This window comes from Hyphomonas sp., assembly GCF_018402285.1.
Taxonomy (GTDB): Bacteria; Pseudomonadota; Alphaproteobacteria; order Caulobacterales; family Hyphomonadaceae; genus Hyphomonas.
Genome location: NZ_JAGYJH010000006.1, coordinates 523,420 through 537,138 on the forward strand (window position 1 = coordinate 523,420; position 13,719 = coordinate 537,138).

Here is a 13,719-nt window from a genome sequence, read left to right on the forward strand (position 1 = left end):
AAATCACAGGAGGTGTCTCAGAATGGCTCTGCCGGCATCGAGGCGGCGTGGCGGAAAACGATGTCGGCTGCCGAAGGGTGGAGCGGACGCAGGCGCGGCAATGTCTCCGAAACCTGTTGGCGCCAGCCCGCCACGTCCGGTGTTTCGGGCAGGGCGCGCAGGTCGAGCCAGCCGGACCCGGGGATTATGTCTGCCAGGGCCGCCTCCTGCGTCTGCACGATCCAGACATGGTTGTCTGCCGCTTCGCCGTGGCGCCGGGCGGCGGCCGCCATATCCTTTTCGCCCGTGTGGGCGGGAAGCTGGTCCACGCCCCAGAAAACAGCGGCCCGTTCAGGGGCAGCCTCAGAGGCCGCCGCGCAATGCATTCCGGCTATGCGGATGGTCCTGTCGATGTTCACCGCGTTCCAGCCCCGAAGCACGGTGAGGGTATCTGCCAGCGCGGCTGATTTCTGTCCATCATGGATGGGCGCTTCGCGAACAATCTCGGTTGCAAGCTGGCCCGTCGCAGCGCCGGCCGCATACGCGTCGAGGACAGCAGCCCCCGCACACGGGACATCGAGGATCAGCAGGCCGAGCATGCCCGATTGGGCCAGGGCTTCTGTCAGGGCGCCTTTTAGCGCGACGCGCTCCTGGCTGATCGCTCCGCCGCCCTCGAAGCTGATCAGATCGGCTCCCGATACACTGAGCGCCAGCGCGGCGATGCCCGGATCCCCTGGCGAAAGTGTCTCCACTCGAACGGCCAGCGTCTTGAGTGTCTCTGAAACGGCTGGCTTGGGAGCAGGCTCCACCGGCGGGGCGGGCGCGGGCCGGGTGGCGCACGCTGAGACAAGGGCTGCCGCCAGACCTGCCAGGAACAGCGGGCGGGCGAATGTCAGCGCGCTGGTCTGCATCATTTGGATCCTCGGGTTTTGCTGGAAAGCAGTCTAGCCCGCCTGTCGCGGCTGACAAGCTGCGGCGCTATTGCTGCCGGAGCGCCTCGATTTCACGGCCCGCTTCCTCGGCTTCTCCCGTCACGGTATCGGCAATCTGCTCGAGATAGGGATAGCTGAAGCTCTCGTAGATGAAGGGCGGCACCCGGTCATGTTCGACGGCGACATTCAGCAGCACGGCAAAGAAGACCAGCGCGATGAAGCCCCGGAAGATACCGAAGACGAGCCCGGCGATGTGATCGAACAGGCCGATCTCGCCATTGGTCATGATCGATTTGGACAGGCTCTGACCGAACCACGCGACGATGACATAAACGATGAGGAAGGCCGAGATCACCAGAATGATGTCCGGCGCGAGCGGGTGGCTGCCTTCCGGCAGCAAGCCTGCAACGGTCGTGCTGAAGAATTTGCGGGCATAGTAGGCTGCCGCCAGGGCGCCGATGAACGCGCCGAGTGTGGCCAGTTCCCTCAGGAAGCCGCGCGCAAACGCCATGATCGCCGAAACGATGACGACGCCGGCGACGATTCCGTCAAAAGCTGAAATGTTTTCAAGCATCAGGCGCGTCCGGCGCGAGTAAATCGACGAGGCCGATAAGCCGCGCAATCGGGGTCACCGTCAACCCGCTCTCTGCTGATGGGCTGCCCTCCGGCACGAAAGCCGTATGGAAACCGAGCCGCGCTGCCTCTTTCAGGCGCTGGTCCATGCGCGGCGCTGGCCTGACCGCGCCAGACAGCGCGATTTCACCAAAGAACACCGACCGTTTGGGAACCGGGTTTCCGGCGAGCGAGGAGAGCAGGGCCGCCGCCGCCGCCAGGTCGCCCGCAGGTTCGGTAATCTTGTACCCGCCCGCGACCGAAAGGTAGACATCCATCCCGGTAAAATTGACCCCGCAGCGTGTCTCGAGCACCGCCATCAGCATGGCGAGCCGCCCGGCATCAAATCCGATCACGCTCCGCCGGGGCGTGCCGAACGGGCTCTTGGCCACCAGCGCCTGCACCTCGGCCAGAACGGGGCGCGAGCCTTCCATGGCGGCAAACACAGCCGTGCCCCCCCCGCCTTCATCCTCGGTGGAGAGGAACAGCGCCGAAGGTTCCTTCGCCGGGGCGAGGCCATAAGGGTGCATCTCGAAGATGCCGATCTCGTCTGTCGGCCCGAAACGGTTCTTCACCGCGCGCAGGATGCGGAACTGATGCCCGCGCTCGCCTTCGAAATAGAACACCGCGTCGACCATATGCTCGACCACGCGCGGCCCCGCGATCGTGCCCTCCTTGGTGACATGGCCCACCAGCACCAGCGCTGCGCCAGACTTCTTCGCCCAGCGCACCAGCTCCTGCGCGCAGGCCCGCACCTGCGCTACCGAGCCGGGCGCAGCCTCCAGGCTGTCCGACCAGAGCGTCTGGATGGAATCGATCACCACGAAATCGGGCGCGCCTTCCTTCAGCGCGGCGAGGATCTTGCGCAGGTCTGTCTCGGTCGCAAGCTGGACGGGCGAATTGGCCACCTTCAGGCGCTTCGCCCGCTCCTGGATCTGCGCCGCCGCTTCTTCGCCCGACACATAGACCGTCTTCACCCCATTGCGGGCAAGACGCGCCGCCGCCTGCAAAAGGAGCGTGGATTTGCCGATCCCGGGATCGCCCCCGATCAGCGTCGCCGAGGCAGGCACGATGCCCCCGCCAAACACCCGGTCAAGTTCTTCCACACCGATGACGATCCGGCTCACCGCTTCGGTCTCCGCGTCCAGCGCGACAAACTCCGCCTTCGGGCCGCGCTTGGTGCCCGCCTTCTCGGCCTTCAGCGCGCCGGGCGGGGCAGAGACGGCTTCTTCCACCAGCGTGTTCCATTCCCCGCAGGCTTCACAGCGTCCGGCCCATTTGGCGGCAACCGCCCCGCAGGACTGGCAGACAAAAGCGGACGTGGGCGTTTTCGCCATGGGGAATCGGTTTCCATCTGTATTGTGAGCAACAGAGTCTAGGCGCGGGGCCGGGCCAGCGCAAACGGCAACCCCACCTGAACCGGTGGTTTCCAGACGGTCAGACATAGTGCAATCTCATCCAGGATAGGGACGACACATGATGATCCGCGCACTTGCCGCTCTGGCCTTGCTCGCCGCCGCCAGCCTTCCTGCGGCGGCAGAATATGACGAGCCTGCCAATATCAATGCCGCCTTCGCTCAGGGCAGGACATTTGCTTAAAAAGCCACAGGCAGCCAACGAGAAATGGACCTGCGCTGCCTTCTGGTATGTCTGGTCAGACATGGCCGTTGATGAATTTGGCGAGGCGATGGTCGCCAGACTGGGCCCGGCGATGAGGGAAGCAGCGGCGCGGGAAGCCTCTGCGCACTGGGAAAAACAGGCAGTGCTTGAAATGGGCCTCGGCATGGGCGAGCCCGACCCGGAAACCGAGCTCTATATCGAATTGCAGACCGACAAGGCCTGGGAACTTGCTCAGGGTGTCGTCTGGGGCGAGGACTACGCCTTCGTGTCCATTCTCGGCCAATGCGCCCTGCCCGCAGGCCAATAGCTGGCCACACCTGCGCCCGCCCGCTAAAGGGGCGGGATGAAACAGGTGGTGATCATCGGGGCAGGGCCAGCGGGCCTGATGGCGGCAGAAGCGGCGCTGGAACGCGGCGCGCGCGTCGCGATCTATGACGCGATGCCCAGCCCCGCCCGCAAATTCCTGATGGCCGGCAAGAGCGGCCTCAACATCACCCATTCGGAAGACGAGGCATTATTCCGTTCCCGGTATACCGCGCCGGACGCGCGTCTTGCCGCGGTGGTAGAGGCCTTCGGCCCCGCAAAGATAACCGCCTGGATGGCCGGGCTCGGCATCGAAAGCTATTGCGGCACTTCAGGCCGCGTGTTTCCAGTCGGCATGAAGGCCTCGCCGCTGCTGCGCCGCTGGCTGTCGCGGCTTGGGCAAGGCGGGGCGACGCTGCACACCCGACATCGCTGGAAGGGCTGGGGCTCAGATGGCGCGCTCATCTTCGATACGCCCGAAGGCCAAACGCGCGTCATGGCAGACGCCACCATCCTGGCGCTTGGCGGAGCAAGCTGGGCGCGTCTCGGTTCGGATGGGGCGTGGGCGGATATTCTCGCCGCGCGCGGCGTAGAGCTTGAGCCCTTCGCGCCGTCCAATTGCGCCTTCACGGCGAACTGGTCCGCGCGCCTGCTCGCGGCGCAGGAAGGCGCGCCGGTCAAGGGCGTCGCCCTCACCGCAGGCGGCAAGACCCAGCGCGGCGATTTCGTCATCACGCGGGCGGGCATCGAAAGCGGCGCGGTCTATCCGCTCTCAGCGGCGCTGCGGCACGAACTGGCAGGCAAGGGCTCAGCTACACTTGTCATCAACCTTCTGCCGGATACGGATGAAGCAGCTCTTGCCTCCCGCCTGGCCAGCGCTCACGCAAGAGACTCTGTCTCAAACCGCCTGCGCAAGGCCGCGCGGCTCGACAGCGCAAAGATCGCCCTCCTCAATGAAGTGACGCACGGCGCGCCGCCCAAAGACGCGGCCGCGCTCGCCCGCCTCCTCAAGGCCTTGCCGCTCACCCTGACTGGCACCGCCCCGATGGACACCGCCATCTCCACCGCCGGCGGCGTCGCATGGGACGCGCTGGACGAGCGGCTGATGTTGAGGGCTGTTCCGGGGACGTATTGTGTGGGCGAAATGGTCGCCTGGGACGCGCCCACGGGCGGCTATCTGCTCACGGCCTGCCTGGCGATGGGACGCGCGGCCGGCAGCTTTCTGCCAGCCGCGCCGGGCAACCCTGGCTAGTTGAGGCCCTGAGCCGTTGAAATGACCAGTTCAGCCGGCGGCCGATCTTTGTAGCCTTCTTCGCTGAGCGTTTCCTTTATTCGGCCATCCTTGCCTATGAATACGATCGCAGGGTGCGGAATGCCATAAAAACGCGAGCCTTCCTTCGAGCCTTCGTTGAACAGACTGAAATCCCGGATGACTGAAGAGTCTTCATCAGAGATGAGCGTGTAGCTCAAATTGCTGCGCGCCTTGAATTCGGACAACGTCTCAGCGCTATCGTAGGAAATGGCCGCAAGGCTCCATCCTGCTGCCTTCAGCGGAGCGACAGCGCTTTCAAGGTCCACGAGTTGTTTCTTGCAAAACGGGCACCAGTCTGCTGACCGGAAGAACACCAGAACCGTTCCGTTCTCTCCGGCAATCGAAGCAAGACTCGCGGGCGCTCCATCCGATGTGAACGCAGCGATCTCCGGTGCGGCGGTGCCATCGGACAGTCCTATTTCAGCAGCAGATTGCAGGTTCGCAGAAGGCTCGGCAGACGCCGTGACCGCAAGACAGAAAAGAAGTGATGTTGAAAGCAGACTCCGGAGCATGATTGTCATCCTGGCGTGAAACATTGGCATTGCTTCCTAGCGCGGGTGCTTTCCGGTTGCGAGCGTCTGAAGTCCTGTCTCACGATCAATTGATCGTTGAGACAGGATTATAGTGCAGGCTGTATCGGCCCCTCAGCCCGTCCGTTCACGAACTGGTCAACATACTCATTGCCGCTGGCATAAACGTCCTTCGCCGGGCCCCGCCAGATGATCTGCCCCTCGTAGAGCATTGCGATTTCGTCGGCGATCTTCCTGGCGCTGGCCATGTCGTGGGTGATCGTCACGGCGGCGGCGCCGAGGCCGCGCACCATTTCGAGGATCAGGTCGTTGATCGCGTCCGCCGTGATCGGATCAAGGCCGGTGGTCGGTTCATCAAAGAAGATCAGGTCGGGCTCGGAGATGATCGAACGGGCGAGCGAGACACGCTTCTGCATGCCGCCGGAAATCTCCGCCGGATAGAGGGCGCCGACATCCGGTCCAAGGCGCACTTTCTTCAGCGTCTCGATGGCGCGTTCCTTCGCGTCCTTGCGGCGCATGCCTTCAGAGTTGATCAGGCGAAAGGCGACGTTCTCCCAGACGGTCAGCGAGTCAAAGAGCGCGCCGGACTGGAACAGCATCCCGATGCGCGCACGCATCTTCTCGCGCGCCTTGCCGGTCGCCTGGGTCACGTCGTCGCCGTCAAAGAAGATGGTGCCCTTGTCAGGCGTCATCAGGCCGAGGGCCGTTTTCAGCATCACCGATTTGCCCGAGCCCGAGCCGCCGATGATGACGAGGCTCTGCCCGCGCGCAACATCGATATCGACCCCGCGCAGGACCTGGTTCCTGCCAAAGGTTTTTTCGACGCCTTCAAGCCGGAGAAGGGGATGTGTCACAGGCCGATCTCCACGAACAGGGTGGACATGACATAGTTGAAGGCGAGGATCAGCACCGCCGCGCCCACCATCGAAAGTGTGGCCGCGCGGCCAACGCCGGTCGCGCCCGCCTGGCTGCGGTCGCCCTGATAGCAGCCCATGATGGCGATCACGCCGCCGAACACGACCGCCTTGATCAGGCCCGCGAGAATGTCATTCGTCGTGACAAAATCGAGCGTGTTGCGCAGGTAGACTGTGGAGTCGAAGTCGAGGCCATAGACGCTGACCAGCCACCCGCCCATGACACCAATAATATCAGCCAGCGCCACCAGCACCGGCAGGGTGATGAGGGCGGCGATGAAGCGCGGGGCGTAAAGATAGCGGTAGCGGGAGGCAGAGAGTGTTTCCAGCGCGTCGATCTGCTCGGTCACGCGCATGGCGCCTATCTCGGCGGCGATCCCGGCAGAGACACGCCCTGCCAGCATCAGGCCGGTGATCACCACGCCGAGTTCCCGCGTGATGCCCAGCACCACGATGCTCGGCACGAACTGTTCGGCGCCGTAGCGGCTGCCGCCTTCATAGATGTTGAGCGCCAGGGCCGCCCCGATGAACACGGCGGCCAGCCCGACCACGGGAAGCGAGTAGAAACCGATCCGCACCATCTGGCGCAGGATCTCCCCGCCATACCAGCGCGGGGTCAGGGCGGCGCCCTTGACCCGGCCGGCAAAGACAGCCAGCCGGCCGATTTCACTGAACAGCCCCAGCGTTGCCCGGCCGATGAGTTGGATAGGGTTCTGCATATCAGGCCTCAGCGGTAGACACGTTGCACTCTGGGGCCAAGGCCGGTCAGCAGTTCGTAACCCAGCGTGCCGCAGGCAGATGCCTGCGCCTCGAGCTTGGCGTTCTCGCCCAGAAATTCAACCCGGGCGCCCGGCTTTGCATGCTTTGCGCAATCAGTGATGTCCAGGGTGACGAGATCCATCGAGATGCGGCCAAGGACCGGGCAGGGGTTGCCCTCCAGCCAGCCGGTCAGTCCGCCCCCGCCTGCCGCCCTCGGGATGCCGTCGGCATAGCCGATGCCGCAAGTGGCCAGGACGCGGTCTTCGGTCAGCGTATGGGTCCCGCCATAGCCGACTTTTGTCCCTCTTTGTCCTGTAAATGTCGCCAGAATTGTCGCTTCCAGGATCACGCCGGGCTTCAGTTTGACCTTTTCGGGCGGGTTTGTGCCGCCATAAAGGGCAAGGCCCGGCCGGGTGAGGTCATAGGCAAAGCCCTTGCCGAGATAGCATCCATTGGAGCTCGCAAGGCTTGCCGGGGTGTCCGGGAAGCTGTCGGTGATCTCGTTGAACGCCTTTCTCTGGGCTGTATTCATAGGGTTTTCAGGCTCGTCCGCGCAGGCAAGATGGCTCATCACCAGGACGGGCTGCAACCGCCGCAGGGCCGCCAGATCCTTCTCCGTCATGTCCGCCGGCAGGCCCAGCCGGTTCATCCCCGTATCAAAGTGCAGCGCACACGACCCCCTGGGCGCATTCGCCCAAACCTTCACATGCGCTTCACTGGAAAGCACGGCCGTCAGGTCTGCGTCCCGATAGACAGACATCTCGCCCCGCACCGGGCCATTGAGCACGAAGATGCGGGCTGCCTTCCCGGCTGCCTTGCGCACGACAAGGCCTTCTTCGGCATAGGCGACAAAGAAGGTCTGGCACCCTGCGATCCGGAGCGCGCGCGCCACCCGGGCAGCGCCCAGTCCATACCCGTCCGCCTTGACAACAGCGGCCGTCGTGGCGCCGGGATGGAGGGCGTCCAGGTTTCTCCAGTTGTCGGCGATGTTGCCGGTCATCACGGTGGCGCGGGGCATCTGGCTCATGGGCTCACCGCTAGGCGAGTTTCAGCGCGTTGTCATCCTGCCTGCCTGCCGTTCTCATGATGGGCGAGCCAGGCCGAACCCTTCATGTTCCAGACGGGCGTGAAGAAGATCATCCAGACGATCAGGAGGATCATTCCCCCGGCGGGAACGACGGCAATCTTCTGCGGTCCGAACATGTCTACCAGGAGGCCCATCAGGGCTGCGCCAAAGGGCGCGCCGGCCATGAACCCGAGCTGGTAGATCGACAGCACGCGGGCGAGTTTTTCCTTCGGCGCGGCGTCCTGCACGATCGAGCGGCTCATGGCGATCGAAATGCCGGCAGCGTTGCCCCAGATGAAGACGATCATCAGGAAGGCCCAGTGGGGCACCACCCACAGCATCGGGATCATGGCTGCCGCCGCAATGAACTGCGCGATCAGCAGGAGGCGTCCCTGGCGCTTGATCCGGCGAAAGATGGCCAGCACGACGGAGGAGGCAAAAGCGCCCATCCAGAAGGTCACGAACATGTCCCGGATGCCCGATGAGCCGAAATGATAGACATCGCGGTTGATGATCGGCAGCACCACCAGGAAAGAGCCGATCACAAACACGCCGACGCCGAACATCAGCACGGTCATGGCCGAGAGCTTGCCGTCGCTGCGGACCGCCCTGACCCCGTCCAGAATGTCACCGAATGCCGCGCCGATGCCTTTGCGGCCGGTGCGGACCTGTTTACCGCGCGCCATGAACAGGGCAAATCCAGCCCCGAAGGCCAGCGCAACACCCTGCGCGATCAGCAGGGTTTCGGCCGGTATCGGGCCGACCGAAAAGCCGCCGAGCCAGGGGGGCATCCGTGTTGGCTTGTCGGCATATCCGGCAAGGATAAGCCCGGCAATCTGGGCCAGGAACTGCGCCATCGTGGCAAGCGTAACCCCGAGCTGGAGGGTGACACTGGAGCCGACACGCATGCGGCGCTCGACGACCTCGTTCACGATCGCGTCACGCGCAGGCATCATGAAGGCGCCGATCGTGCCGATGCTCACCGCGTAAAGGATCATTGCCGGGTAGCTGAGTTCGCCGCGCGAAACGGCAAACGCCAGAAAGAGCGAAGGGACAGCGGCCAGAAGGTGCAGGAGGATCAGCAACCGCCGGCCATCGGCCCGTTCGGCGACCACGCCGCCGATCAGGAGGAAAACGACTGAGGGAGCTGAAAGCGCCATGTTGGCGAGGCCAAGGGCAAGGCCGTCGAGATGAAGATGGCTCTGGCCAGTGATCAGATAAGGGAACAGGACAAGCTGCAGGCCGAATGCCATGAACCAGCTGCACTGAACGCCCAGATAGGCGGGCAGCTCGATCCTGACGCCGCGCCGGAGTTTGCGCGCCCGCCAGTTGGTCGCCGTCACCAGAAAGGAGGCGCCGGCCGTGATGGCTTCGCTCACGCCGCTGACCGGCGAGGTTACGCTCGCGGCTGCGTCAACTTCAGCCGGGCTGGTTGCCGGCTCTTCAGGCGCTCCGGCATCATTTCCGGTTTGATCTGTCACTCAACCATCCCCACGCGGCGCATACTCATACAAACCTGCCGATAATGGAACGCGACCGCTAGCAGCAGCCGGGCGCGGTTGCAAAGACATGGCTCAACCGATAGGTTTTCAAGGCACTCAAACCAGGCTGGCGAGGTCTCTACCCATGCGGACGTTCCGGCAAGCTGCAAGTTGGGGGCTCGCCCTCGCGCTGGCGGCCATGTTCATTCATCTGACGCTGCATCCGCTGCCAGGGCCAGTTGCAGGCGAGGTGAAGTTTTTCGATGCCCCCGGGGACCATGTTGTATTCGCCGCCCTTGCCCAGAAATCCGGAATAACCCTGTTTGAGCCTGCCGGACGGTTTGTTGCCGGGGTCCTGGAGCTCGTTGCGGCCATTCTCCTGCTGCTGCCGTTCAGCCGCCGGTTTGGCGCGGTCCTGGCCGTGTTGATCTTCGGGACCGGTCTTGGACTGCATCTGTCGCCCTGGCTGGGGCGGGAAATCACCCTGCCGGACGGCTCCAGCGACGGCGGGACGCATTTCCTGGTCGCCGTCATTCTGCTGGCCCTCAGCCTGCTTCTGCTTGTGGTGCACCCGGGTAAACCGCGCACGTCGCGGGTGCTCACACCCGCCCAATACTGGCGCCAGGCGTAAACAGGGTTCCATGTCTCGTTAATCAATTGATGCGAACCTGCGCCCGAACGCCCGAGGTTTGCGCATGGCTGACGCGACAGAGTCAAACAAAAACCCGCCTTCGGGCATCGCGCAGGACGCACTCCTGCGGCGAATACTCGATGTCGTATCCATGCCCGCTTCGCGGATCCCGCCGCAGGATCGCCAGATGGCAGGCGATATCCTCCTGGACATGCTGTTTCATGTAGGTGAGCGCGAGCGGAGGCTTTGTTCGGTGCGCCTTGCCGGCAGCCGGGAGGCGCCCCGGCGGCTCCTGCGCTACCTGGCCCAGTCCAGCATTCAGGTCGCCCGGCCGCTTCTTGAAGAAAGTGATGCTTTTGACGACTGCGATCTGGCAGACATCATCCGCCTGACAACACCCGAACACCGTATGGTGGTCGCCCGCCGGCGGAACCTGTCGGAAGCGGTCACTGCTGTCATGGTCGATGTGGCTGAGCCTCCTGTGGTGCGGGAAATCCTCGCCAACCGGACGGCGATCTTCGCTGAAATGACGATGGACAAGCTGATCGCAGCCTCCCGCGATGAGCCGGGCTATTGCCTGCTTCTGGTCGACCGGATCGAGCTGAAGCCCGCCCATGCCATGGCCATGTTCTGGTGGGCCGATGCAGCCGCCAGGCGGAAAATACTGACGCGCCATGCGGCTGAGCGGCAGGAAATGATTGCCCTTTGTTCGGACGTATTTGAAATGGCGGCGGCTGAGGGCTGGCAGGATCCGGTCGTGCGCAAGGCGCTTCAGATGATTGAGCGGCGCCAGCGCAATCGCGGCGCCATTGAGCGCAGCCCCTATGACAGTCTCGAAGACGCCGTGAAGTCAGCATCCGTAACAGGCATGGATGCAAAGATCGCGCAGGAGATAGGGTATCTCTCCGGCATCAAGCCGGTCACTGCCGCAAAGATCCTGTCTGATCCGGGCGGGGAGGCTCTCGCGGTGCTCTGTAAAGCGACGGGTCTCAAGCGGGACTATCTGGGCCTGCTCTGGCGGGCGCTCGAGCGGCCACTGGAACTGGAGCCGGGCGTGCCCCATCCCCGTTTCTCGCTTGTTGCGGAGACCTACGAGGTCCTCTCGGTCCTCAAGGCCCAGACAACGCTGCGCTACTGGAACTGGGCCTTGTCGTCGGCCTATTCGCCTGCGGCGCTACGCCACGCCCAATCCATGGGTGAACCTGCCAATGAAGAGGCAGAATTCTCGACAGCACAGCGCACGGCACGCCTCGTCTTCGGGCGCTAGTGCGTTTTTCGGGGCAAACAGGCTTCCCAATCGCATTGTCGCCCTTTAGGTGGGGCGTTCATCAAATTGGGATCGTTCGGAGCTGAGGGGCGCGGTGGCGTATTTCTTGGGACTACTGGCGGCCTTGGTGGCTTTCTGGTTCGGCAATTCGGGCCATTACAAGCCGCTGATGCTCGGATTTGGCAGCGTCTCGGTGCTGCTCACGATGATACTTGCCTACCGGCTGGACATCATCGACCGCGAAGGCGCGCCTTATGTCCGGCTCCCCCAGCTGATCAAGTACTATCCCTGGCTGGCGGTAGAGGTCGTGAAGTCGAACTGGGTTGTGATCCGCGCCTGCCTGCGCGCCGAACTCGATATCACCCCGACGCTCACCAAGGTCAAAACCGTCTGCAGGAGCGACCTTGCCAGAGTTACGTTCGCAAACTCGATTACCATGACCCCCGGCACGGTGACGGTAGAGATCGAAGGCGACAAACTGCTGGTCCATGGTCTCTACGAGTCTGGCACAGAGCCGGAAGGCTTCTTCGAAATGGACAAGCGCTGCGCGGCGGCGTGTGACCCCAAGGAGGCGCGCTGATGACGGCGGCAGCCCTGATCGCCATCCTGATCGGGATGGGGCTTTTGCTCGTGCGCGCCCTGCTTGGGCCGACGCTGTATGACCGGATTCTTGCGGTGAATGCCATCGGTACCAAGACCGTCCTCGTGATCGGGCTTCTGGGTTATGTCATGGGCCGTCCCGATTTCCTCGACATCGCCATGATCTACACGCTGATCAACTTCGTCACGACCATCGCGATCCTGAAATTCTTCCGCTACCGCTCATTCCAGGTGCCCCTCGCGCGGCGCATCGATCCGGCAAAGGAAGCTGAGTGAGATGGCTGATTTTCTCGCAAACCTTGGCAGCTTCTGGGAAATCCTGCGCCATCCGCTCGGCGGGGCGGCCTGCCTTGCCGGCGGCCTGCTCATCATCATCAGCTCGATCGGCGTGCTGCGCTTTCCTGATTTCTACACCCGCCTGCACGCCGCCAGCGTAACGGACACCTCGGGCGCCGCACTTGTGCTGATCGGCATGGCGCTGATGGCCCCCAACTGGCTGGTGCTGGTGAAGCTGCTCTGCATCTTCATCTTCCTGTTCCTGACGAGCCCCACAAGCAGCCACGCCCTCGCCAATGCGGCGCATGTGGCCGGGCTGCAGCCGAGGATCGGACCGGTTGGCGCAGCAAATCCGGAGGACAAGACATGAGAGAGCTCTTTACGGCAGATGCCGGACCGGCGCTCATCAACATTGCGCTGCTCGCGATCCTCTTTGTGGTCGCGATTGCAATTGCGCGCCTGCGCAGCCTGTTTGCCATCGTGATGCTGTCGGGCGTCTATTCGCTCGTGTCGGCCGCCTGGTACATCGCGGTCGACGCGGTGGACGTGGGATATACCGAAGCGGCCGTCGGCGCGGGCATGTCCACAGCTGTCCTGCTTGGCGCGATGCTGCTCACGGCGCGCACCGCCAAGCCCGAGAAGCCGCTCAAGAAACTTGGCCCGTTTCTCATCTGCGGCGCAACGGCGGTGATGCTGATCTATGCGACCGTTGACCTGCCAGGCCTCGGAGACCCGAACGCGCCTGCCAATACCGGCGCCGGCCTGACCTATCTGCAGGTCAACTGGTTTGATACCGGGGTGCCCAACGTCGTGACATCCGTTCTCGCCACCTATCGCGGGTTCGACACGATGGGGGAAACCGTTGTTGTTTTCGTGGCAGGCCTGGCTGTCGCCATGCTGCTCGGGTTTGGCGAACGTTCTCTGGCCGAAACGCTGCGCACCGCAAAGAAGCGCCGCGGCAAGGGCAAGGAGGGCGAAGGATCATGAAGAGCGATCATCACGTGATTTTGCGCGTCATTGGCAAATGCTTCATTCCGCTGATCGTGATCTACGGATTCTATGTCCATTTTCACGGCGAAGTCGGGGCGGGCGGGGCGTTCCAGGCAGGCGTTGTGCTCGCCGTCGCGATTATCCTTCATTCCCTGACCTTCGGCCTCGCCAACACGATGCGCGCAGTTCCTCCGGCATTTGCCAGAACGCTTGCGGCAATAGGTGTTCTGATCTTTGTCGGCATGGGTTTCTTGACGGTCGTGCAGGGGGGGCTCTTCCTTGAATACCAGGCCCTGTTTGCCGAGCCGCCGGGCGGCCATGATGGCCAGCATGCCGGTATCATCATCGTCGAGCTGGGCGTGCTGTTTGCCGTGGCCGGCGCCATGACGACCATCTTCTACGCGCTTGCCGGCCGCGTGGCTGAAATCCGCGACGAGGACTGGTAGG

The 13,719-nt window shown here is 63.5% G+C and carries 18 protein-coding genes; 10 read left to right on the forward strand and 8 right to left on the reverse strand.

Annotated elements, in window-relative coordinates; all coding sequences use genetic code 11:
* Positions 1-17: 17 nt before the first annotated feature.
* The 3 genes from KG722_RS14310 to radA all read right to left on the reverse strand — a co-directional run bounded on the left by KG722_RS14310 (position 18) and on the right by radA (position 2,860).
* On the reverse strand, positions 18-893 hold the full coding sequence (locus KG722_RS14310; RefSeq protein WP_213272677.1) for a hypothetical protein: 876 nt from the start codon (positions 891-893) through the stop codon (positions 18-20).
* 64 nt (positions 894-957) lie between these two features.
* Positions 958-1,485, reverse strand: a complete 528-nt coding sequence (locus KG722_RS14315) for a CvpA family protein (RefSeq protein WP_213272678.1) — start codon at positions 1,483-1,485, stop codon at positions 958-960.
* The gene (gene radA, locus KG722_RS14320) at positions 1,478-2,860 is read right to left on the reverse strand and encodes a DNA repair protein RadA (protein ID WP_213272679.1); all 1,383 of its coding nucleotides are present in this window, start codon (positions 2,858-2,860) and stop codon (positions 1,478-1,480) included. Before radA ends, KG722_RS14315 begins: the two co-directional genes overlap by 8 nt.
* A 139-nt stretch (positions 2,861-2,999) precedes the next feature.
* Between radA and KG722_RS15275 the strand changes: the two genes are divergently transcribed.
* Genes KG722_RS15275 through KG722_RS14330 form a run of 3 tightly spaced genes read left to right on the forward strand, consistent with a single transcriptional unit; the run spans position 3,000 to position 4,698 of the window.
* Positions 3,000-3,122 (forward strand): hypothetical protein, encoded by a 123-nt coding sequence (locus KG722_RS15275; RefSeq protein ID WP_300998529.1) that lies wholly within the window; start codon positions 3,000-3,002, stop codon positions 3,120-3,122.
* Positions 3,115-3,450, forward strand: a complete 336-nt coding sequence (locus KG722_RS14325; protein WP_213272680.1) for a hypothetical protein — start codon at positions 3,115-3,117, stop codon at positions 3,448-3,450. Before KG722_RS15275 ends, KG722_RS14325 begins: the two co-directional genes overlap by 8 nt.
* Before the next feature lie 36 nt (positions 3,451-3,486).
* The gene (locus KG722_RS14330; protein WP_213272681.1) at positions 3,487-4,698 is read left to right on the forward strand and encodes a TIGR03862 family flavoprotein; all 1,212 of its coding nucleotides are present in this window, start codon (positions 3,487-3,489) and stop codon (positions 4,696-4,698) included.
* Here the strand turns inward: KG722_RS14330 and KG722_RS14335 are convergent.
* The 5 genes from KG722_RS14335 to KG722_RS14355 form a co-directional block, all read right to left on the reverse strand.
* Positions 4,695-5,294: a peroxiredoxin family protein gene (locus KG722_RS14335; protein ID WP_213272682.1), complete on the reverse strand. Its 600-nt coding sequence runs from the start codon at positions 5,292-5,294 to the stop codon at positions 4,695-4,697. The two genes, KG722_RS14330 and KG722_RS14335, sit on opposite strands and share 4 nt — an antisense overlap.
* Positions 5,295-5,377: 83 nt before the next feature.
* The gene (locus KG722_RS14340) at positions 5,378-6,142 is read right to left on the reverse strand and encodes an ATP-binding cassette domain-containing protein (RefSeq protein ID WP_213272683.1); all 765 of its coding nucleotides are present in this window, start codon (positions 6,140-6,142) and stop codon (positions 5,378-5,380) included.
* Positions 6,139-6,921: an ABC transporter permease gene (locus KG722_RS14345; protein WP_213272684.1), complete on the reverse strand. Its 783-nt coding sequence runs from the start codon at positions 6,919-6,921 to the stop codon at positions 6,139-6,141. The genes KG722_RS14340 and KG722_RS14345 overlap by 4 nt, the downstream gene beginning before the upstream one ends.
* An 8-nt stretch (positions 6,922-6,929) precedes the next feature.
* Positions 6,930-7,988 carry an alanine racemase gene (alr, locus tag KG722_RS14350; protein ID WP_213272686.1) on the reverse strand — a complete coding sequence of 353 codons (1,059 nt, stop codon included), beginning with the start codon at positions 7,986-7,988 and terminating at the stop codon, positions 6,930-6,932.
* 32 nt (positions 7,989-8,020) lie between these two features.
* A complete protein-coding gene (locus KG722_RS14355; RefSeq protein WP_213272688.1) occupies positions 8,021-9,508 on the reverse strand; it encodes an MFS transporter in 1,488 nt (495 codons plus the stop codon).
* A 145-nt stretch (positions 9,509-9,653) separates the two neighbouring features.
* On the opposite strand from KG722_RS14355, the gene KG722_RS14360 reads away from it, so the two are divergent.
* The 7 genes from KG722_RS14360 to KG722_RS14390 all read left to right on the forward strand — a co-directional run bounded on the left by KG722_RS14360 (position 9,654) and on the right by KG722_RS14390 (position 13,718).
* Positions 9,654-10,139, forward strand: coding sequence for a hypothetical protein (locus KG722_RS14360; RefSeq protein ID WP_300998530.1), 486 nt, complete (start codon positions 9,654-9,656; stop codon positions 10,137-10,139).
* Positions 10,140-10,326: 187 nt separating this feature from the next.
* Entirely contained in the window at positions 10,327-11,406 is a 1,080-nt protein-coding gene (locus KG722_RS14365) for a DUF2336 domain-containing protein (protein ID WP_300998531.1), read from the forward strand.
* Positions 11,407-11,533: 127 nt separating this feature from the next.
* Positions 11,534-11,986 (forward strand): Na+/H+ antiporter subunit E, encoded by a 453-nt coding sequence (locus KG722_RS14370; protein ID WP_366910245.1) that lies wholly within the window; start codon positions 11,534-11,536, stop codon positions 11,984-11,986.
* Entirely contained in the window at positions 11,986-12,282 is a 297-nt protein-coding gene (locus tag KG722_RS14375; RefSeq protein ID WP_213272694.1) for a monovalent cation/H+ antiporter complex subunit F, read from the forward strand. Before KG722_RS14370 ends, KG722_RS14375 begins: the two co-directional genes overlap by 1 nt.
* A gap of 1 nt (position 12,283) precedes the next feature.
* Positions 12,284-12,652: a monovalent cation/H(+) antiporter subunit G gene (gene mnhG, locus KG722_RS14380; protein WP_213272696.1), complete on the forward strand. Its 369-nt coding sequence runs from the start codon at positions 12,284-12,286 to the stop codon at positions 12,650-12,652.
* Entirely contained in the window at positions 12,649-13,269 is a 621-nt protein-coding gene (locus KG722_RS14385; RefSeq protein WP_213272698.1) for a DUF4040 domain-containing protein, read from the forward strand. Before mnhG ends, KG722_RS14385 begins: the two co-directional genes overlap by 4 nt.
* The gene (locus tag KG722_RS14390; RefSeq protein ID WP_213272700.1) at positions 13,266-13,718 is read left to right on the forward strand and encodes a Na(+)/H(+) antiporter subunit B; all 453 of its coding nucleotides are present in this window, start codon (positions 13,266-13,268) and stop codon (positions 13,716-13,718) included. Before KG722_RS14385 ends, KG722_RS14390 begins: the two co-directional genes overlap by 4 nt.
* Position 13,719: the final 1 nt, after the last annotated feature.

Excerpts from the sequence above, each read along its gene's own strand:
- KG722_RS14310 (WP_213272677.1), bottom strand. The coding sequence starts at position 893 with ATGATGCAGACCAGCGCGCTGACATTCGCCCGCCCGCTGTTCCTGGCA.
- KG722_RS14315 (WP_213272678.1), bottom strand. The coding sequence starts at position 1,485 with ATGCTTGAAAACATTTCAGCTTTTGACGGAATCGTCGCCGGCGTCGTC.
- radA (WP_213272679.1), bottom strand. The coding sequence starts at position 2,860 with ATGGCGAAAACGCCCACGTCCGCTTTTGTCTGCCAGTCCTGCGGGGCG.
- KG722_RS15275 (WP_300998529.1), top strand. The coding sequence starts at position 3,000 with ATGATGATCCGCGCACTTGCCGCTCTGGCCTTGCTCGCCGCCGCCAGC.
- KG722_RS14330 (WP_213272681.1), top strand. The coding sequence starts at position 3,487 with ATGAAACAGGTGGTGATCATCGGGGCAGGGCCAGCGGGCCTGATGGCG.
- KG722_RS14335 (WP_213272682.1), bottom strand. The coding sequence starts at position 5,294 with ATGTTTCACGCCAGGATGACAATCATGCTCCGGAGTCTGCTTTCAACA.
- KG722_RS14345 (WP_213272684.1), bottom strand. The coding sequence starts at position 6,921 with ATGCAGAACCCTATCCAACTCATCGGCCGGGCAACGCTGGGGCTGTTC.
- alr (WP_213272686.1), bottom strand. The coding sequence starts at position 7,988 with ATGAGCCAGATGCCCCGCGCCACCGTGATGACCGGCAACATCGCCGAC.
- KG722_RS14360 (WP_300998530.1), top strand. The coding sequence starts at position 9,654 with ATGCGGACGTTCCGGCAAGCTGCAAGTTGGGGGCTCGCCCTCGCGCTG.
- KG722_RS14365 (WP_300998531.1), top strand. The coding sequence starts at position 10,327 with ATGGCAGGCGATATCCTCCTGGACATGCTGTTTCATGTAGGTGAGCGC.
- KG722_RS14375 (WP_213272694.1), top strand. The coding sequence starts at position 11,986 with ATGACGGCGGCAGCCCTGATCGCCATCCTGATCGGGATGGGGCTTTTG.
- mnhG (WP_213272696.1), top strand. The coding sequence starts at position 12,284 with ATGGCTGATTTTCTCGCAAACCTTGGCAGCTTCTGGGAAATCCTGCGC.
- KG722_RS14385 (WP_213272698.1), top strand. The coding sequence starts at position 12,649 with ATGAGAGAGCTCTTTACGGCAGATGCCGGACCGGCGCTCATCAACATT.
- KG722_RS14390 (WP_213272700.1), top strand. The coding sequence starts at position 13,266 with ATGAAGAGCGATCATCACGTGATTTTGCGCGTCATTGGCAAATGCTTC.